The sequence below is a fragment of the Alicyclobacillus sacchari genome, from assembly GCF_004366795.1.
Lineage (GTDB): Bacteria > Bacillota > Bacilli > Alicyclobacillales > Alicyclobacillaceae > Alicyclobacillus > Alicyclobacillus sacchari.
Window position 1 is genome coordinate 23,527 of sequence record NZ_SORF01000003.1, and the last position, 18,856, is coordinate 42,382.

Here is an 18,856-nt window from a genome sequence, read left to right on the forward strand (position 1 = left end):
TTTGTTAGCACTCTCGTTCAGTGAGTGCTAACACCAAGGACTATAATAATCTCTCGGCCGTAAGAGTGCAACCGTCTCCACAAAGATTTTCAAGATCCTTTTTCGAGGCCGTCGGCCAAGAGGAAATCTAGCAAACCATCCTCATCCCCCGCAGCGAACACCGGCACCGGAAGCCGACAACCTGTCGGCGCAATGGCGGCGACCACGTGTACCGCACCTGCAACCATGAGTTTGTCCCATTCCAATTCGGAAGCGACGACAGCCACCTTCGGCCACAGACTGCCTTTGACTCCTTCTATTATCACGATGCTCGGCGTCTCTTCACCCGCAGCGGCAAGCAATCGTTCCAGCCACCATTCGACGCCCACACGATTCGCCTGCCAGTCGTGTACAAGCCAGCCCCGTGCACTGGCCGCCACCGTCCAACGGGCACCCGCACGAGCTGCGCGCACCGTGTCGGCGCCTTGCTTCTCCCAATCGGGCCAATCCATTTGATCCGCATGCCCATCGTGCTTGACATACCCAATCTCGAGCCCGCGCCGTTTCGCCGCTCGAATCAGGGCCTCGGCAGCCGTCGTCTTACCTGCATCCTGGAAGCCGACAATGCCGATGATCTGCGGACGCCGAGCGCGATCGAAAGCCAACGGCGGCAAATTAGGCATTGAGCCACCCGCCGATCCCAAGTACGGCAATGTCACGCCGACGCACGCGCAAACCGGCCAACACGCGCGGAAGCAACTTGTCGAAAGCAGTCACCGGATCGTGAATGACAGCGCCAGGAAGGCCAAAAATGGCGGTATGGCCGCGGTATGCAAGCATCATCATCGAACCCGGAATCATGGGTGTGCCGTGCGTCACCACCTCGGTAGCAGCTCGTCGAATAGCTGCCGGTGAACGGTCATCCGGATCGACCGACATGCCCCCCGTAACGAGCACGAGTGTCGCTCCGCCCTCGGCAGCGCGCACAATCTCGCCCGCGATGGCGTCCATCTCGTCGCCGACCAGCGTCTGCTCCACGTCACCCACGCCGTAGGCAGCCAGTTTTTCGCGTAAAACCGGACCAAACCGATCTTCAATCCGACCACTCAAAATCTCACTGCCGGTGGTGACCAGGTGCACCTTCTGGGGGCGGTACGGCAACACATCGATCATGCTGCGCCGATGTGCCCCGCGCGCGATGACCTCGACCGCACGCACCTTTTCCTCTGCGACGACGAGCGGGATGGGCCGCACGCTGGCCAGGCTCGTCCCCTTTCGGACATGCTGAAACGGCACGCGCGTGGCAATCGCGATCTCGTCAATGCTGTTCATGGCCGTAACCCGCCTGGCATCGACCCACAACATCCCATCGCGATCCGCTTTCAGTACGACCTTGCCCTCCTCGACGTCGGACAGGCGTACACCTGTGCCGGCTATCGCCTTGGCCATGCGGACAGCCGCATCGTCTTCATGCAACTCACCCTCGTCCAATTCCAGGACGTAGATGTGGCGCTTCCCCATGTCGAGCAGCACCGGGATATCCTCTGCCTGAATGACATGCCCGCGCCGAAACTGACGCCCCTTGAACTCCCCTGGGACGATTCTCGTCATGTCGTGCGCCAACTGCATTCCTATTGCATCCTCCACAGGCACCTCGCGCCGTTTCACATGCATCCCCCTTCCGTTAGCCAAGCTCTGTAATCGTCCGGCGTATGAATCGGACGCACAGCCCAGGGTTGATGAGAAAACTCGAGTCCCGCAATCGACAATCCGAAAAGCGCCGACAGGAGTCGACGCTCCCCCTGTCGAGCCGCCTCAATGAACGCAGTCGCGACGTTTTGCCGGTACACCGCACACAAAGGTTGCAACCGCCCTTCGCGCACCGCCGCCACCCCGTCGACATGGAGACGTGATAACCGTTCGCACAACGCCTCCAGAACGTGTGGCGTAATCCCAGGCAAATCGCCGGCGATCAACTGAAACGTGGCCAATGAATCGGCCCGCGTGCCAAGAACGGCCCCCAATGCCTGCAGCGGTCCCTGCCATGGTACCGGATCGAGCTCCCACGCGACCGGTTTCGACAGCCACGGCGCAATGGTCGTGCGCAAAGCAGCGTCGTTATAGCTGACGATGACATCATCGCATACGGCAAGCGCGACTCGAATCACGTGCGCCAAGACGGGCACCCCAGACGGATCGCGGGCGAGCGCCAGCTTGTTTCCGTATTCCGCCATACGCCTGCTCTGCCCGCCGGCAAGGACAATCACCCTATGGTCTCCCGGCAGTCGAACACACCTCCGTCGGTCAATACCGCGTGCATGCGGACATCGTGCGGATCGCGTGGCAAACGATCGACGAACTGTTCGCGAAAGCAGACACCGACGCGCACAGGGGACGGCTGCCGCGCATCGGCGAAATACCGATCATAATAACCGCCGCCGTAGCCGAGACGAGCGCCATCCTTGGCAAACGCAAGACCGGGTACAAATGCCAAGGCAATCTCGTGACGCGGCACGATTGGGGCATCGTCGTCCGGAGCGAGGATGCCATACCGGCCAGGGGCGAGATCGGCCAGCGTGCGCACAGCACAAAACACCATGTCGCCATCTTCGAGCACGCGCGGATAGACGAGGCAGTAACCTTTTGCCACGAGCCAAGCATGTGCATCCGCCAGATTGAGTTCACCGGATGTCGCCGCATACAGCGCGATCGCGCGACCCGCTCGCTTCGTTTCGCGCTCGGCGTAGGCGACGGCGAGCCATGCAGCTTCCCGCTCTCTCCTGATTCGTTCCTCGCCTGTGATCGTGAAGCGCACACGTCGAAACGACTGTCGCAATGTCATCTTGTCACTTGACAATGTCGCGAGCGTCCTCCTGCCGATACAAGTCTAATTTCCAAAACAGCCACGGCGCGGCAAGCGTCGTCCATGCCGCAACCAACACGACGCGCGTGTACTGCCAAAGCGGTTGATCCAAATGTGCTTGTACTGCCCATTGTATCGCAACAATACCTGCCAATGCGATGATCGCGACACAAATTCGCTTCCATACTTCCGGTTGCACATCGGTGTGTAAGAATTGGCGCTCGATGGCCGCTCCGATGCCGACAGCCATCACAAACACCGCATAGATACCCGCTTCGCCCCGATGATCCACGACCAGCAGCAACGCGGGAAACAGTATCGCGAATGTCAGCGCGATCGGAAATGGCACTTGGCGATACGTCCACCACCGCCCAAGTTGCCAACCGCCAATGCCGATGATCAAACCGATTGCCCAGCCAACGACGACGTCGAGCGGCCAATGCAGCCCCAAGTAGATGCGCGAGATGCCGATCGCGGCGACCAAGATCATGCCCAGCCACATGATGTAGCGACGGCGGACCCACTGTGCGATCCCGGCAAAAAAGGTCATGGTTCCTTGCGCATGTCCGCTCGGCATCGACAAACCGGTGGCCGAACTGATATAACCGGAACGAATACCTGGTACACCGAGCGGCCGCGCGATATGGAACACCGACTTAAGCCATGCGTTGGTATACATACTGGTAAGGAACACATAAGCCAAGCGCATGCCTAATGTACGATTGACGGCTAGAAATAATATTGGAAGTATGAGTAGATAAACCGATTCGGTGCCGAGGAACGACAGCCCAACAGCCAGTTTGTCCAGCCACGGCGTATGGAATGATTGAATCCACCGGATCAGGTGGTACTGCCACCCGAATCCCTCTGGCAGCGGAAACGTAGGAGTAGGCATGAAGAGTCCTCCTTGCGCAATATGTCAGGGACGTTGCTAGAGTGTATGGACAAAGGAGAACGCATATGATTGTTTTACAGGCAAGTCATTTGAAAAAGAGCTACGACGGCGTCGATGTGTTGATCGATGCGTCCGTCGTCATTCGTGCTGGCGATAAAGTGGGGTTGGTCGGCGGAAACGGTGCTGGTAAAACGACGCTTCTCAAGCTCATCACCGGCGAAGAACAGCCAGATGGCGGCACCATCGCGAAGCGCGATGGGCTGCAGATGGGGTATGTCTCCCAGTATGTGCAACCCGATGCGGCCATGACCGTATATCAGTTTGTGGCCGAAGCACAGAAACCTCTGCAGCAAATGGAGGCCAGACTCCGCGACCTCGAGGCGAAGATGGCGGATCCCAGTGTGTACACGAGCGAACAACGGTTTGCCGACGTCACGCAAACATATGAACAAGCGGCTCATCAATTTGAACAAGCCGGGGGTTATGCTTGGCAAACCAACGTGCGGCGAGTGCTGGCAGGCCTTCAATTTCACGCAGAGATGCAACCCATGCCCATTTCGTCGTTGAGCGGCGGTCAGCGTACGCGTTTGGCCCTGGCTCGCCTCCTCGTCCAACAGCCAGACTTGCTCGTTCTCGACGAGCCAACCAACTACCTCGACACGGAAACACTCTCATGGCTGGAGGCCTATCTGAAGCACGACGAAGGGAGCCTGCTCGTAGTCTCTCATGATCGGTATTTTCTCGATGAGGTGACAACACAGACCATCGCGCTGGAAGACGGCGTCACTCGCCACTACCCAGGGAACTATGCCGCATACGTCCTGCAGTCGCGCCTGGAACGGGAACAGCAGGTCAAATTATATGAACAGCAACAAGGGGAAATCTCTAGAATCGAATCCTTCGTACAGAAAAACATCGCGCGCGCCTCGACAACCAGGCGCGCACAAAGTCGCCGCAAAATGTTGGAACGCATGGAGCGGGTGGAGCGCCCCCGCGGCGACGGCGCGAGCGTGCGGGTCGAATTCGAACCCCGCCGGCCATCCGGCCGCGACGTCCTACAGGTGTCCAATCTCGCCATTGGCTACGACCATCGCACGGTGGCCAAACCTATTTCGTTCCACCTGGAGCGCGGTATGCGCCTCGCGATCCTTGGGCCTAACGGCGCCGGCAAATCCACGCTGCTCAAGACCATCGTCGGCTTGCTGCCAGCACAAACCGGCCGGATCGACTGGGGACATCACGTCGACGTCGGCTATTACGATCAAGAACAATCCGACCTGGACGACACGAAGACCGTGATCGACCAAGTGTGGGACGAGCGCTCAGATTTGGATGAAACGTCGATTCGCAAAGCCTTAGCGCAATTTATGTTTCGAGGCGAGGATGTCGTAAAACCTGTCGCAGGGCTCAGCGGCGGAGAACGCAGTCGTTTGAATCTATGTCGCCTCATGCTGCGGCGAGCGAATGTCTTGGTGATGGACGAGCCTACTAACCACCTGGACATCCCCAGCAAAGAGGCATTGGAACAGGCATTAAGCGACTATAGCGGCACTTTGCTATTCGTGTCACACGACCGCTATTTTATTGACGCGATTGCAACCCACGTCGGCATCTTGGAACCGGATGGCTTGGTCAAATACATCGGCAATTACTCCGATTACCGCGAGAAAGTTGCGGAAAATGAACGGATGGCAAATATCGAGCTGAGCACAGCCAGTGTCAACGAACGGACCGGCGCTCCAACAAATTCAGACCTGGCAGCCCACCAAGCTTCCCCGCGACGTCGCATTCGCTCCAGTGACGTGCGAAAACTGCAAGAAGAAATCGAGAAATGGGAACGTACCGCCGCAAAACTGGAGTCGAGGTTAACCGCGATTGGCATGGAGCAAAGCGAAGCCGCCGCCGCGCAAGATATCGACCGAATCCGGACACTTGAACAAGAGCGCGAACACGTGGAACAAGCGTGCCAATCCGCCTTGGAGAAATGGGAACAAGCTTCATTAAAGCTGGAGATGCTGCAGTCGGGTGAAGATTGAATGGAAAAAACCCACGAGGGCTGCAGCCCTCGTCTTTTCATTAGGCTTCCGGAAGTGAACGAATCTTGATGATCTCAAAGCGAAGTTGACCAGACTCGGACGACGGTTTCAAAAACAACCGAACATGCCCGCCCATTGGGGCAAGCGTCAGCTCCATACGATTGCCTTGATCCTGCATGTCTGTGATCCGGCTTTCACACACACCCATCCCGTTCCTTGTATCTGGAATCTCGACAGCCATCTCTTCCGTGTTCTCGTCCACCTGCCGCCCCGAAGGCTTGCGCATGCTTGTCGCCGGTACCGTATGCTCGCTCGGCGCTGCCGTATCCTCGTCCATTCGATCCGATTGCCCGCTGATATGATGTTTTCGCATGACTGAGGATGAAATGTTTTGCAGGTTTAACCTTTCGTCCAATATTGCGGTCCATATCTTGTTCCACGCGTCCTCGCGCATCGTGCCCCTCCCGCGACAACCAGATATTCGCCAGGAATGGCGTATTGCTGAACACCAAGTGTGGTTGCCCCGACGTCTGGCCTCAAATTACCACAGCATCACTGGGTCGTCTATGGCGTGTGGAATAAAAAATAGTTCATGCGTTATTCCATGCCTCCAACGCGTGAAAGGCACGTGAATTTTCAGTTTATCCACATTATCCACTGAGTTATCCACAAGCCTACGCCCCGGTATTTCGAGCTCTTTCGACACTTTTCCACATGTTCCACAAGAATAAGACACAGGATTATTCACAGGTTGGGGACAATCTGTGGCCGCCTGGCCAGTGATCGTCCTGCCAATCCGCAAGTGGCAATTGGGCGTACGCGTTGAGCGTCAATGGGCTCCAACGCCCCGCCTTCGCCCGCGGGTATGCCGCCGCCGCAATCATCGCCGCATTGTCCGTGCATAGTTCAATCGGCGGGAAAATGACCCTCGCAGAGAGTGCCTGCGCCATCTTGGACATCGCTTCGCGCAGTCCCCGATTGGCGGCCACGCCGCCAGCCACGACAATCGTGCGAGCCCCTGTGTGCAGAGCGGCACGCCTCGTCTTTTCGACCAGAACTTCGACGACGGCAGCTTGAAAGCTCGCACAAACGTCCTCGACAGACACATCCTGGCCCCGGTTCCGCCTCTTGACGATCTCGTTGTTGACCGCCGATTTCAGCCCGCTGAACGAAAAATCGAAACCATCGTCTTCCAGCAAAGCTCGCGGAAACACATACGCATCCGGGCGCCCACGATGGGCGAGATCGTCGACCTTAGGCCCACCTGGATACGCCAACCCAAGCAGCCTCGCCACCTTGTCATACGCTTCTCCCGCCGCGTCGTCACGCGTGCCGCCAAGGCGTGCAAAGCGAAAATCGCTATCGACGGTCAACAGTTCCGTATGCCCGCCAGAGACGACAAGACACAAAAACGGCGGCGTTGCCCCAGTGCCGCCAGCCCACGCCAACATCGCCGCCGCCACGTGACCGGCGATATGATGCACCCCGACAATCGGCTTACCGGTCGCCAAGGCATACCCTTTTGCCGCCGAGACGCCCACCAGAAGCGACCCAAGCAGGCCTGGCCCGCACGTCACCGCGATCGCGTCGATGTCCGACCACGTCATGCGCGCATCGCAAAAAACCTGTTCGACGACCTTCGTGATATCCACAACGTGCCGGCGCGACGCCACCTCAGGGACGACACCGCCAAAGCGCGCATGCAAGTCGATTTGACTGGCGGTCACCTGAGCCAGCAGGTGCACGCCATCTTGCACAATCGCGGCGGATGTCTCGTCACAACTCGTCTCAATCCCCAATATGTTCACGTCTGCACCTCCCCGTCCTCTGCCAAGTGCGATGGCAGATCGGCCCACATAATGATGGCGTCCTCGTTGTTGTCCGTGTAGTAGCCCTTGCGGATGCCCACCCGCTCAAAACCGTATTTACGATATAAGTTCTTTGCGATCTCGTTGCTCACGCGTACCTCAAGTGTCATCTTGCGGCCGCCCGCCGCGATGCAAATGGACATCAGGGTCTTCAACAATGTTTCGCCCAACTTCAAACCACGAAAGTCGGGATCGACGGCGATGTTGGTGATGTGCCCTTCGTCCATAATCATCCAAAAGCCGGCGTAGCCAGCGATCCGTTGATCGTACTCAGCGACCACGTAACGCGCCAACCGATTCTCCACCAATTCGCCGATAAACGCCTGTCGCGACCAAGGTGCGGTGAACGAGCGGTGCTCCACGCGCAGTACCTGGTCGAGATCGCGCAAGAGCATGCGCCGAATCACCAGTCGTTCGGGATGCCAATCCTGTCGCTCTATCATGTCGAACCTCCCTCGGACGCGGCTTGCCACTTCGCTTCAGCTTCCACAGCCAGGGCGTAAACCGGTGCCAATGCATGCAAATCGTCGCCGACGTACGCGGCGTATTCGGGGCGGTTGCCGAGTTCAAGCAAGGCCTGTGGCATCAGCCCCGCGAGCGAGCCCCATGTAAGTGATCTGGCGGCACGCGATGCCAGCGCCGAGTCCCCTGCCCAGTCGCGGACGATGAGCGCACGCCCGTCATCTCCAAGCGAGTGCATCCACTCCACAATCGGCAGGACCTGAATCTCGGAGATTTGCACAAAACGCCCGCCTTCAACATGCTCATAGCAAGCGCCAAAAGCACATCCGCGGCGCGCATTCAACATCACCAAAATCCGCGTCGGCAAGACTTCCGCAGCTTCTGCGAGCACCGCCGCCCGCGCCATGGCATCCACGGTTGGCACGGCCACCACCGGCACGTCAAGGGCATGGCCCATCGCCTTCGCCGTCGCGACCGCCATCCGCACGCCCGTGTAGCTGCCGGGCCCAACACCTGTGACGATGCGCTCCACATCTGCCATCTTCAAGCCTGCACTGGCCAAGGCAAACTGCACAGAGGGCTGCAGCAGCCGCGAGTGCCCGCGCGGCACGCGCTGTACGACGCCGCTCAACAGCTGGCCATCACGTGTGCCGACGCCGACAGCCAGCGCGTTTGTCGCGGTATCCATTGCGATCACGCCCATCCACCAACCCACTCCTTCATCCGTTCGCGAGCGCTCGCGCCAACCGCCTTCACCTGAAGCACCCGTTCGCCAGTCGCAAGCGGCTGCATAGAAATGTCCAAGTATCCGTCGAGGCACTGGCGCACGCCTTGTGGCCATTCGATCAGCACCGCGCGCGAGCCATCGAAATAGTCATCAAAGCCAATACCAATGAGGATGTCGTCACTCAGTTGCGCCGCCACATCATCCGGATCCTGATACAGTCGATATAAGTCCATATGTACGAACGAAATCCTGCCTTCGTACTCGCCGACGATGGTGAATGTCGGGCTGGTCACCTCGCTCCGCACGCCGAGACCACGTGCGACAGCCTTCGCGAAGTGCGTCTTGCCCACGCCGACGGGTCCACTCAAGAGCACGACGTCCCCAGGCCTGAGCACTTGCCCGAGCCGCTCACCCAAATCGTCGGTCGCATCGGGGGTATGAGCAACCTGTTCCCACTGTTCCTGCATGCCTAATCTCCATTTCTATCGCGTGTAAAGTGGTTGTAACCCTTTGCTTCTACGACCTCCAGTCCGCTCTCTGTCCGCATGACGACCCCGTCGCCTTCTTCACAGCGCCCAATGGCAGTCACCGGCACGTTGTACAGACTCGCTGCCGCGAGCAAGCGGGCAAACGCCTCCCGCGGGGCGGCACCAACGAGTTCGTAATCCTCGCCGCCGTACAAGGCATAATCGATAGCAAGCTTGTCCGCGAAACGAGCATGCTCCTTAACCTCTGGTCGAATGGGCACCTGATCCTGCGCAATCACACAGCGAACGCCACTTGCGGCTGCCATCTCGTTCAACTCACTCGCCAGCCCGTCGCTGACGTCGTTTAACGCAGACACCCCCGCCCGCGCAGCCGCAAGGCCTAAGCCGATACGCGGTGTCGGCCGTTGATGGCAGCGAGCTAAAACCGCCTGCGCCACCGGCGACGCACTCCGCTTGCCCTGCAACACGTCCAACCCAGCCGCCGATCCGCCTAGCCATCCGGTGACAAACAGGATGTCGCCAGGTCTCGCGCCGCTGCGCAGAATTGGCCGCTCCGCCTTGCCGACAAGCGCGACAGAAATGGTGAATGGACCAGGCGTCGAAACGACGTCGCCGCCGACGACGCTGCACCCAAATTCGGAACACGCCTCTGCCAGTCCGTCGTAAAGCTCCACCAATTCCGCTGCCCGCCATGTCGGCGACACTGCCAACGTCACGGTCGCCCACAACGGCTCGCCTCCCATCGCAGCGACATCACTGACGGAGACGGCGAGCGACTTGTAACCTAAGTTGTGGCGAGTGATGGTCGATTGCAAAAAGTGAACACCCTCCACCAACGCGTCCGTTGTCATCACCAATTTATGGGTTGGCGGTGCGACGACTGCGGCATCGTCTCCCGCCGCGACCACGACGTCCGGGCGTGGGGCGGGAAGCCGTTCCAGTAACGTGCGAATCAAAGCAAATTCGTCCATCTTCGATGCCTCCAGCGGCGCCACCCGCCCAGCGCAGGAGGCGTGATGGCATCCAGTCACATTGGCTTCATAATAGCAATTTTGTGGACGAATTGCTTGTGACCGCGCATGTGCCACCGCACTTGTCCATAGACATGAGAAAGGAGTTGCAAGCGAGGTGGCCGTATGGAGTGGATGGAACAAATACTTCAGTATATCACCGCCGGCCTGGTGTATCTCGGCTACCCCGGTGTCTTTGTCGCCATGGTGCTGGAAGGGCTCGGGCTGCCTTTCCCAGGGGACGTGTTCCTCGCCTTTTACGGATACTCTGTGGCCGAGCACAGCATGAATGGCGCCACCGTGTTTTGCTTCGGCACACTTGGCTATTTTACCGGCGTATCGATCGTGTTCCTGCTAACGCGGCGGTTTGAAAGCGTATTGTTACGTCCCCTCTATCAGATGCGGGTGCTCAACGAGGCACGCCTGCAGAGCACCGGCGGACTCATTGATCGCTATGCTGCGCTCGTCCTCATTCCAGGCCGCTTTTTGCCTGGCATCCGCTCTCTGAGCACCTATGCGGCCGCACTGAGCACGATGCCATACGCATCCTTTGCACTGTATTCCATCGTTGGATCCATCGTTTGGTGCGGCGTTTGGCTGGGCTTGGGCTATTGGTTTGGCGAGAATGTCGACATCATGATGAAACATGTGCAATCGACATTGATGTGGGTTACCATCATCCTTGTGGCAGGCGTTGCAGGATACTGGATGCTGCGCAAATGGCAGGCCGCATGGGATGTGAGGAAGAAAAAGTGACTGAACGTGCGCTTTCTATCGAATGGTGCGTGAAAAACGAGCGCTTCGGCACGCGCGAAGCCGTGGAAAAAGCCGTCGACGCAAGCGCGATCCGCCGCCGTTACGCCTGTCTCGATCTTTGTGAAATCTGCATGCGCAAGCCCTTCGCCGTGATCGACAATCATGTGGTCACGTCCGATGACGCGACGGCGCTTCGTCAAGCCCTCCTTTGCCGCAGGCGAGCGTGAAATGCGAAAAGGCCGACGAGACGCCGTTGCCTCGGCTCCCGTCGACCTTTCCCGCAGCGAGCCAACGCGCGTGACGCGTCAGGACACGCTCGACGTGTCTGTCTGCGTCTGCTCGGCTGGCAAGGCACTCACAATCTTCCCTTGCGGCATCGCAAAGATCCCCTTGCTGACAATCATTTGCACCGCCGCATCGACCGCCGAGGCTTCCACAGGCTGTTTTGGGCTCGGGATGCTGATGCGAACTTTCTTATTCTGATCCGTCATAAACGCCAGGTGCAGTGCGAATTTCGTCGCCATCGGTAATCCCCCTCCTTATTGCCATTCAATCTGTCTTACGCCGTCGTCCCAGCACTTGTTCCCGTCGTACCACTTGTCTGCCCGCCCCCACTGGCATCCGACAACGCCGTCACGTCCACCCGTGAAATCTGCATAAGCGGCTCGTCGATGAGTGCCGCCAAAGCTTGCCCCACCGCCAAGATGTCATCGTTTGCCGCATTCGGCGAGACATACGCGAACTTATGCACCTTCATCTGCGCCTGTCCGTTCGCTTTGGTCCCTGATTGCGTCTGCAACTGAAGAGTCGTTCCCACTGCCGTGGTCTGTGCCATCGTTATGGCCTCCTTTCTGCGCCTGCCACAGAATCGCCGGGCGCACTCCAGGAAATGCAATGTAGAGAGCATAGAGGGGACAGGCCATGCACGAGTGTGTATATCTCGCACCCATCAGGGAATTTTACCCGACAGAGGAATTCGGAGGTGTATACGGTGCGATCGAAGAGAGTCATCCGTCGAATTGGCGATTGGCCGCCACATCATCGGCGAATGCGCCTCGACCGTCTCAATGAACCCGTGCTTGCTGACACGATGGCTGTCGCTCCATCCGATCCACCACCGTCACCGCCAGCTGATCGACTGACGCCCGATCTCGACGCAAACATCGCTTCACTTCGCAACAAGTTGCAACACGCGTCCGACGTCGTCTTTCGGCCACTCGTCGCCTTGTCTGACAAACGAGGCTGGATTGTGTACGTCGACGGCCTGTCCGATATGGAGCTCATCGACGCGCACGTGCTCGAGTCGCTGATTCAAGCCCAGCCGCAGGTGACAGACCCGTCGCGCCCACTTGCCGTCACGCTTTCCGAAGCGGCGGCAGAACATGTGACAACGGCCGGGATCAAACCTGTGCACACGTTATCGGATGCAGTGGAGTCGATCATCGTCGAGTTGCAGGTCGTTTTGTTCCTGGAAGGAAGCGGGACGGCGCTCGCGTTGAATGCCGGCGGTGGTGAAAACCGTGCCATTTCGGAGCCGGATGCCGAGGCGGTCGTGCGCGGGCCGCGTGAAGGCTTCAATGAAAGCCTGCGCACCTCGCTTACACTCTTGCGCCGCCGCATCCGCACGCCGGATCTCGCCATCGAGACGATGCAGCTTGGCACCTATACACAGACCAAAGTCGCACTCTGTTACATTCACGGCATTGCCGATACCGAAATCGTCGACGAGGTGCGGACTCGCCTCAAGCGCATCGATACGGACAGCATTATCGATACAGGCTACATTGAGGAGTTCATTGAGGACAATCCGTTTTCGCCATTTCCGCAGATTCAAAACACGGAGCGTCCGGATGTGGTGGCTTCGATGCTCGTAGAGGGGCGCGTCGCCATTCTCGCCGACGGATCGCCGTTTGCCCTAATTGCCCCCATCAACTTCTGGGGCGCACTGCAAGCGGCGGAAGACTATTACGAACGGTTCCCGATTGTCAACCTGATTCGCTGGTTGCGTTATCTGTTCATGTTCATTGCCCTCTACTTGCCGTCGTTGTACGTGGCGATCACGACCTTCCACCAGGAGATGCTGCCGACAAAACTCCTACTGTCGATTGCGGCAGCGCGTGAGGTAACACCACTGCCCGCGATCGCAGAATGCCTGTTAATGGAAATCACATTCGAAGCTTTGCGCGAAGCGGGCATTCGCTTGCCGAAGGCTGTCGGTTCCGCCATCAGCATCGTCGGCGCGCTCGTCATCGGCCAGGCCGCAGTCGAGGCCGGCATCGTATCGGCGCCGATGGTCATCGTCGTCGCCATCACAGGCATCGCGTCGTTCGTCATCCCGCGCTACAGTTTCGCGATCGCGATTCGCATTTTGCGCTTTGGCATGATTTTGCTCGGCGGCACCATCGGCCTTTTCGGCATCATCGCATTCACGATTGTCATCATCATTCATCTATCGAGTTTGCGATCCATCGGTGTGCCCTACCTCATGCCCGTATCGCCGTTGACGAACAAGAACATGCGCGATGTCATCTCGCGTCCGCCGCACTGGGCGATGCGCTGGCGCCCGATTGAAACGAGCAAACCGAACCGCCAGCGGCAGAGTAACACGATGGCTCCTGCGCAGCGCATGCCGCGTGGCAAACGCCGGATTTAGGGGGGAGTGTATATGTGGAGGCAATTCGCAACGTGTTTGTCGATTGCAGCCAGTTCCCTCTTATGCACTGGCTGCTGGGATTCGACCGAAATTGACCGCTTGTCCATCGTCACGATGACAGGTGTCGATCTCGCCGAAGATGGCCAGTCTGTGCTGGGATCCGTGCAAATCGCGCGGGCGAGCGAACTAGGGACAACAGGGGGCGGATCGCCATCGACATCGACTGGAAGTGCCAAGGCATACTTGGTGGAAAGCGCGGAAGGCCCCACTGAGATCGAGGTGATATCGAAAATCCGAGCGAGTTTACCGCGCAAGCTGTTTATGGGACATCGGCGCGTCATCGTGATCGGCGAAGAATACGCGCGTCGCGGCGTCGGCCAATTGATGGATGAAGTCGTCCGCAACCCGCAGAGCCGCCTGCGGACATATGTTGTTGTCGCATTTCACGAGCAGGCACAAAAAATGCTACAAGTCCCTTCTGACCTGAACCGCCTGCCCTCTGACGCCATTGTCGAGATGGAACAATCGGGCTCTGTCCTTGCGGTGGACGCTCGGAGATTTGCCAAGCAACTCACCAGTCACAGCGATCCATATACCATGGGTATTCGCATTTTCACCAACGAGATGTCGGAAGCCTCACCTGAGGCATTGACGTTGGAAAATATCGCGGTATTTCGACGCGATAAATTGGTCGACTGGTTGCAGGGTCCAGCGGCCAAAGGATTTCTGTGGGTCTCGAAGGATCTCCGCGAAGACAGCGAGACGGTCATCCTGCCTGATGACACCGGAAAGGTGAGCGTACGCCTTGGCAGCGTGCGGACATCTCACCATGTGGTGGTTATCCACGGGCAGCCGGAACTCTACATCAATCTGCACACCATCTTCGACATCAACCAAAACGCGTCACGCCTAAACTTGCTGCGTCCAAGCAACATGAGCATGGTGCGACAAGCGTTGCAAGCTAAAATCCAATCGGAAATCACAGCCGCGATGCAGCAGCTCCAGCGCGATCAATCCGATCCGCTTGGCGTGGGCAATGAATTGTTTAAATACTACCCTGCGCTCTGGCGACGGCTGGAACCACGGTGGCGCGACATGTACGCAAACATGCCTGTTCACTACAACATTGACGTCAACGTCCGCAACGCAGGGCTCATGAGCAGCTTATAACCAAAAAGTTGCACAGAAAGAGTGAAACCTGTGATCAATATCGCCAGTATCATGCTTTTTATCGGCATTCTGGTCTTGATTTACCTCACGGACTACCGACCGCACATTCAATCGGCCAGCTTCACCGTCAAAGCGCTCTATACATCGCTCATCGCGATTGGTGCGCTAGCCAGTATCCTTTATATGCTGCATATACCTGGTTTTGTATTGCACCTTCACTAACGTACGGAACAGGAGGCTGAGCGATGGCAATGAATGCAGCACAGGCTCAGGGTACAGGGCAAGCAGGCCAAGCCATTGCGAACGGCGGCGGGGACCAAACGCAAGGACAGGCGCAGAGAAAATCACAGACCACCATCTCGCTTCTCCAGTACTTTATGGTTGTCATTGCTTCCATCACGGCCTTCGGCCACTTTGTCTACGTTCATCTCGCCATGATGTATGCGGGTCGCGACACGTGGCTGTCGCTGACGATTGGTTGTGCGATGGGGCTTGTCATCACGTACCTGAGCCTCTGGCACGTGGCGAAACACCCCAAACTGTCACTTGCCGGCCTGATGAACGCTGCATTTGGCCGCTGGCTTGGTGGAGCCATCACGTCGCTGTACATCGCCTATTTTCTGTTTACCGTCGCATTGACCTTAAAACTTGTGGCTGGCTTCATGACGGTCATCTACCCGACGACCCCGTCGATTGCGTTTGTCTACAGTGTACTTGCAATAGGAGCCTGGGCCTGTACGAAGGGCATTGAGGTACTGACGCGAACCATGCAGATCATATTGCCGTTTTTGATGGCAATGGGAATTGCCGCAAGTGTGTTATCCATTAAGGACAAGGATTTTACGGATGTCCTGCCGATTTTATATCACGGTTGGCCGCCTGTGTTTGCAGGCAGCTTGATTTTCATCGCCATGTTCGCAGAAATGGTGGTTTTCCAAACCTTCACCCCACATGTGCAAAGCGTTGCGAAGCTCCCGCGCTACGGCATCTGGTTCACCCTGATCGTGTGGGCCATGTTTGTGTTGCCGTGCATAGGCCCGATTGTCTTGTTTGGCGAGACGATTGCAAAAGGTCTGGCGTTCCCAACCTACACGGAAATCCAGTATATCCAGATTCAAAACATCATTGAACGGTTTGATATTTTTGGCGTATTACTGTGGACAAACGGGAGTTTCTTCCGCATTGCCACCTACTTGTATGGGGCGACGAGCAGCCTCGGTGAACTGGTTGGTGAAAACGCAACGACATTTGCCGTACCGACCGCCATGATTGCTGGTGGCGGAGCGCTCTGTATGCTACCGACATCTCGCGAGGAAATTTATCACTTCATGAGCACGTCGTACATCTGGCTGGCCATCACGGCAGGTATTGGCATCCCCTTTACCGCGGCATGCATGATGAGCATACGCAAGCGGTTGACACAGTCAGGCGCAGGAGGTGGACAAAGAGGCGGATCGAACGGCGGACACAAGCGAGGTGCAGAAAGGGGACAAAAGAACGGTGCCGGCGGCAAGCAGCAAACGCTGCAAGGCAGGAGTCCACGAGGAATTGTGGAATAACAAACGTTGCAAGCGAATTTGACACGATTCGCCAACATCGTATCCATTGTGGGGCGTCACTCCGCTCGGGACGGAGGGTATCTGTGCGCAGAATCAGCATTGACAAAGATTATCTGCAGTTGATTCGCCAGCTTATTGGCAACTATCTGCTTGGCTCCTTGATCGCCGTCATGGGCGTGGGCGGCTCCTTGATCTTTTCGACTGTCCGCATGACGAGACATGATACGCAAACAATCACGCAGATTCTTATCCTGTCGCTCTTATTGACGGTCACTGTGGACACCCTAGTGTTTCACCGCCATATGCGTCCCATCAGGGCTGCACTGACGACCCCCAACCCCTCACTGGCACAATTTGAACGTGCCTACAAACAGACGCTGCGACTGCCCGTGCTGGCCGTCGCTCGCGTGATGGGTCCCCATTGGCTCAGCTTCATGCTCCCTGGACTCGCCTTGTCGATTTGGGACATTCGCCGTGGTATCTTGACGCTGCCCATGACGTACGTTGCACTCGCGGCACTGGGAACCTTGCTCGTTGCCAGCATGCACGCCGTTACCGAATTTTTTCTGACCTCGCGCAGCACGACAGCGACGCTTATCATTTTCCGGCGTCGCTGTCGCATGCTCCATGGAAAAGACGTGGGCTTCAGCGGGGAGGTCATCGTATCTCTACGCGCCAAGTTCGCGATGAGCGCCGTCGTCTTCGGTACACTTCCCATGTTGCTGTTTGGTTTGGCAAACGGCATTCGCTTGCTCGATGCTGCGAGCAGCACGGCACCATACTGGTCATGGGCTACAACCGTTCTCGTCCTTGGTTCGGCGTTCTCCGCCCTCGGTGGGTGGCTCCTGGCCGCCGACGTGCGCCGTCCCATCAGTCAACTGGAGTATTTGATGCAGAGGGTGCGCGACGGTGATTTCAAGGTGCGCGCCCAAGACACCTACATGGACGAGTTTTCAAACCTGATTCAAGGTTTTAACCACATGGTTCAAGGTCTTGCGGAACGGGATTTGTTGAACCAACAGCTCGTCGACAGCTATTTCGCGACACTCGCAGCCGCACTCGATGCGCGTGATCCTTATACCGCCGGACATTCGCAGCGCGTGGCTGCATATGCGGAGGCCATCGGCCGCCAAGTCGGCCTTTCGGCAGAGGTCGTCGCACAACTTCGCCAGTCGGCCCTCCTGCACGACATTGGAAAAATCGGCATTCGCGACGAGGTTTTATTGAAGGATGGCAAGCTGAGCGACGAAGAATTCGCCGTGATCAAGCAGCATCCGGTGATCGGCGAGTCCATTGTCCGTCAGATCCAGCCGGATACGGCGATGAAGCCCCTTTTGCCAGGGATTCGATCCCACCACGAACGATATGACGGACGAGGATACCCGGACGGACTCGCCGGTACGGAGATTCCTCTATTCGGCAGAATTCTCGCGGTAGCCGATGCATTCGACGCGATGACTTCGGATCGGCCCTATCGAAAAGGCATGCCGACGGAGCGCGCCATCGGTATTCTGCTTGAAGGTCGAGGCACGCAGTGGGATCCCGCTTTCGTCGATGCTTTTGTCGCTGCCCATCAGGATCTTTCCGCTTCGCTGGCAGCCCTCAACCTCGATGCCGTTCGTCAGGTTGCAGCCTCGACCAAGGCTTGAAACAACCCTAAGGCACCCGAATCCGCCCGCCACATGTTTTCCGGGTGCCACTGCACGGCCACCAGCAGGGGTTCGGTATCCACTCCTTCTATCGCTTCAACGAGCCCGTCCGCATCCCAGCCAACCGCTTGTAGTACAGGTGCAACGTTTTTCACAGCCTGGTGGTGAAAGCTGTTCACGCGTACCACCGTTTCACCATGGTAACAAGCCGATACGCGCGATCCCGCTTGTAATCTGACACTGTGTGTGGCTTCGCCGCGTGCCGCCTTTTGGCTGTGTTGCAGCTTGCCCTTCCACTGGCGAGGCAGATCCTGATAAAGCGTCCCGCCAAGTGCGACATTCAGCACCTGCATGCCGCGGCAAATTCCAAGTATCGGCTTCCTTTGTGCCCGCATCATGTGAATAAGCGCCAATTCTATGCGATCACGCGCGGGCTCCAAAGCCCCCAGCCCAATTTGCGGCTCCTCCCCGTACAGATTCGGATCGACATCGTCACCGCCCGTCAACAAAAGGCCGTCGAGTCGCTCGGCGAGCGCTCCCAATACTGCGGCATCGCTCACATACGGAATTACAACCGGCACGCCCCCGGCGGCTTCCACACCCTGTACATAGTCGTCCGACACCGTCACAGACATCAAAGGTAACCCCGGCAACTGGCTCTGCCGCACATGACGCGATCCCGTCAGACCAATAAGCGGCCTTTTCCCCATCCTGCATCCCTCCTCTGCCTGTACGTTCGCC

The 18,856-nt window shown here is 57.8% G+C and carries 22 protein-coding genes; 8 read left to right on the plus strand and 14 right to left on the minus strand.

Translation table 11 applies throughout. From position 1 onward, the window contains the following. Window positions 1-89: 89 nt before the first annotated feature. The 5 genes from C7445_RS03810 to C7445_RS03830 are packed head-to-tail and all read right to left on the minus strand — an operon-like array spanning window position 90 to window position 3,737. A complete protein-coding gene (locus C7445_RS03810) occupies window positions 90-662 on the minus strand; it encodes a molybdopterin-guanine dinucleotide biosynthesis protein B (RefSeq protein ID WP_134158731.1) in 573 nt (190 codons plus the stop codon). Further along, a complete protein-coding gene (locus C7445_RS03815; protein WP_208320829.1) occupies window positions 655-1,653 on the minus strand; it encodes a molybdopterin-binding protein in 999 nt (332 codons plus the stop codon). The genes C7445_RS03810 and C7445_RS03815 overlap by 8 nt, the downstream gene beginning before the upstream one ends. Continuing rightward, window positions 1,644-2,246, minus strand: coding sequence for a molybdenum cofactor guanylyltransferase (gene mobA, locus C7445_RS03820; RefSeq protein WP_134158733.1), 603 nt, complete (start codon window positions 2,244-2,246; stop codon window positions 1,644-1,646). Before mobA ends, C7445_RS03815 begins: the two co-directional genes overlap by 10 nt. Continuing rightward, window positions 2,243-2,836 (minus strand): 5-formyltetrahydrofolate cyclo-ligase, encoded by a 594-nt coding sequence (locus tag C7445_RS03825; protein ID WP_243834924.1) that lies wholly within the window; start codon window positions 2,834-2,836, stop codon window positions 2,243-2,245. Before C7445_RS03825 ends, mobA begins: the two co-directional genes overlap by 4 nt. Continuing rightward, on the minus strand, window positions 2,826-3,737 hold the full coding sequence (locus C7445_RS03830) for a phosphatase PAP2 family protein (RefSeq protein WP_134158734.1): 912 nt from the start codon (window positions 3,735-3,737) through the stop codon (window positions 2,826-2,828). The genes C7445_RS03825 and C7445_RS03830 overlap by 11 nt, the downstream gene beginning before the upstream one ends. A 65-nt stretch (window positions 3,738-3,802) precedes the next feature. On the opposite strand from C7445_RS03830, the gene C7445_RS03835 reads away from it, so the two are divergent. Then, window positions 3,803-5,773 carry an ABC-F family ATP-binding cassette domain-containing protein gene (locus C7445_RS03835; RefSeq protein ID WP_134158735.1) on the plus strand — a complete coding sequence of 657 codons (1,971 nt, stop codon included), beginning with the start codon at window positions 3,803-3,805 and terminating at the stop codon, window positions 5,771-5,773. Window positions 5,774-5,813: 40 nt separating this feature from the next. Here C7445_RS03835 and C7445_RS03840 read toward each other — a convergent pair whose 3' ends face one another. The 6 genes from C7445_RS03840 to thiL form a co-directional block, all read right to left on the minus strand. Next, the gene (locus C7445_RS03840) at window positions 5,814-6,227 is read right to left on the minus strand and encodes a hypothetical protein (RefSeq protein WP_134158736.1); all 414 of its coding nucleotides are present in this window, start codon (window positions 6,225-6,227) and stop codon (window positions 5,814-5,816) included. Window positions 6,228-6,513: 286 nt separating this feature from the next. Continuing rightward, window positions 6,514-7,581 (minus strand): tRNA (adenosine(37)-N6)-threonylcarbamoyltransferase complex transferase subunit TsaD, encoded by a 1,068-nt coding sequence (tsaD, locus tag C7445_RS03845; RefSeq protein WP_134158737.1) that lies wholly within the window; start codon window positions 7,579-7,581, stop codon window positions 6,514-6,516. Further along, the gene (rimI, locus tag C7445_RS03850) at window positions 7,578-8,084 is read right to left on the minus strand and encodes a ribosomal protein S18-alanine N-acetyltransferase (protein WP_134158738.1); all 507 of its coding nucleotides are present in this window, start codon (window positions 8,082-8,084) and stop codon (window positions 7,578-7,580) included. Before rimI ends, tsaD begins: the two co-directional genes overlap by 4 nt. After that, window positions 8,081-8,806, minus strand: a complete 726-nt coding sequence (gene tsaB / locus C7445_RS03855) for a tRNA (adenosine(37)-N6)-threonylcarbamoyltransferase complex dimerization subunit type 1 TsaB (RefSeq protein ID WP_166668982.1) — start codon at window positions 8,804-8,806, stop codon at window positions 8,081-8,083. The genes rimI and tsaB overlap by 4 nt, the downstream gene beginning before the upstream one ends. Beyond that, window positions 8,797-9,297 (minus strand): tRNA (adenosine(37)-N6)-threonylcarbamoyltransferase complex ATPase subunit type 1 TsaE, encoded by a 501-nt coding sequence (gene tsaE, locus C7445_RS03860; protein ID WP_134158740.1) that lies wholly within the window; start codon window positions 9,295-9,297, stop codon window positions 8,797-8,799. The genes tsaB and tsaE overlap by 10 nt, the downstream gene beginning before the upstream one ends. A gap of 2 nt (window positions 9,298-9,299) precedes the next feature. Further along, a complete protein-coding gene (thiL, locus tag C7445_RS03865) occupies window positions 9,300-10,289 on the minus strand; it encodes a thiamine-phosphate kinase (RefSeq protein ID WP_134158741.1) in 990 nt (329 codons plus the stop codon). 165 nt (window positions 10,290-10,454) lie between these two features. Here thiL and C7445_RS03870 point away from each other — a divergent pair, with 165 nt between their 5' ends. Beyond that, window positions 10,455-11,084, plus strand: coding sequence for a DedA family protein (locus C7445_RS03870; protein WP_134158742.1), 630 nt, complete (start codon window positions 10,455-10,457; stop codon window positions 11,082-11,084). Continuing rightward, entirely contained in the window at window positions 11,081-11,311 is a 231-nt protein-coding gene (locus tag C7445_RS03875) for a DUF1450 domain-containing protein (protein ID WP_166668983.1), read from the plus strand. Before C7445_RS03870 ends, C7445_RS03875 begins: the two co-directional genes overlap by 4 nt. A gap of 78 nt (window positions 11,312-11,389) precedes the next feature. Here C7445_RS03875 and C7445_RS03880 read toward each other — a convergent pair whose 3' ends face one another. Further along, window positions 11,390-11,608, minus strand: coding sequence for a DUF2922 domain-containing protein (locus C7445_RS03880; RefSeq protein WP_134158744.1), 219 nt, complete (start codon window positions 11,606-11,608; stop codon window positions 11,390-11,392). A gap of 35 nt (window positions 11,609-11,643) precedes the next feature. Then, window positions 11,644-11,919: a DUF1659 domain-containing protein gene (locus C7445_RS03885; protein WP_166668984.1), complete on the minus strand. Its 276-nt coding sequence runs from the start codon at window positions 11,917-11,919 to the stop codon at window positions 11,644-11,646. A 156-nt stretch (window positions 11,920-12,075) separates the two neighbouring features. On the opposite strand from C7445_RS03885, the gene C7445_RS03890 reads away from it, so the two are divergent. The 5 genes from C7445_RS03890 to C7445_RS03910 all read left to right on the plus strand — a co-directional run bounded on the left by C7445_RS03890 (window position 12,076) and on the right by C7445_RS03910 (window position 18,115). Next, window positions 12,076-13,737 (plus strand): spore germination protein, encoded by a 1,662-nt coding sequence (locus C7445_RS03890; RefSeq protein WP_243834925.1) that lies wholly within the window; start codon window positions 12,076-12,078, stop codon window positions 13,735-13,737. 12 nt (window positions 13,738-13,749) lie between these two features. Beyond that, the gene (locus tag C7445_RS03895; protein WP_134158746.1) at window positions 13,750-14,907 is read left to right on the plus strand and encodes a Ger(x)C family spore germination protein; all 1,158 of its coding nucleotides are present in this window, start codon (window positions 13,750-13,752) and stop codon (window positions 14,905-14,907) included. Between the two features lie 30 nt (window positions 14,908-14,937). Continuing rightward, the gene (locus C7445_RS03900) at window positions 14,938-15,129 is read left to right on the plus strand and encodes a hypothetical protein (RefSeq protein WP_134158747.1); all 192 of its coding nucleotides are present in this window, start codon (window positions 14,938-14,940) and stop codon (window positions 15,127-15,129) included. Window positions 15,130-15,152: 23 nt separating this feature from the next. Then, window positions 15,153-16,466 (plus strand): GerAB/ArcD/ProY family transporter, encoded by a 1,314-nt coding sequence (locus C7445_RS03905; protein ID WP_134158748.1) that lies wholly within the window; start codon window positions 15,153-15,155, stop codon window positions 16,464-16,466. Between the two features lie 83 nt (window positions 16,467-16,549). Then, entirely contained in the window at window positions 16,550-18,115 is a 1,566-nt protein-coding gene (locus tag C7445_RS03910) for an HD-GYP domain-containing protein (protein WP_243834926.1), read from the plus strand. Here C7445_RS03910 and C7445_RS03915 read toward each other — a convergent pair. Beyond that, window positions 18,088-18,825, minus strand: coding sequence for a gamma-glutamyl-gamma-aminobutyrate hydrolase family protein (locus C7445_RS03915; protein WP_134158749.1), 738 nt, complete (start codon window positions 18,823-18,825; stop codon window positions 18,088-18,090). The two genes, C7445_RS03910 and C7445_RS03915, sit on opposite strands and share 28 nt — an antisense overlap. Window positions 18,826-18,856: the final 31 nt, after the last annotated feature.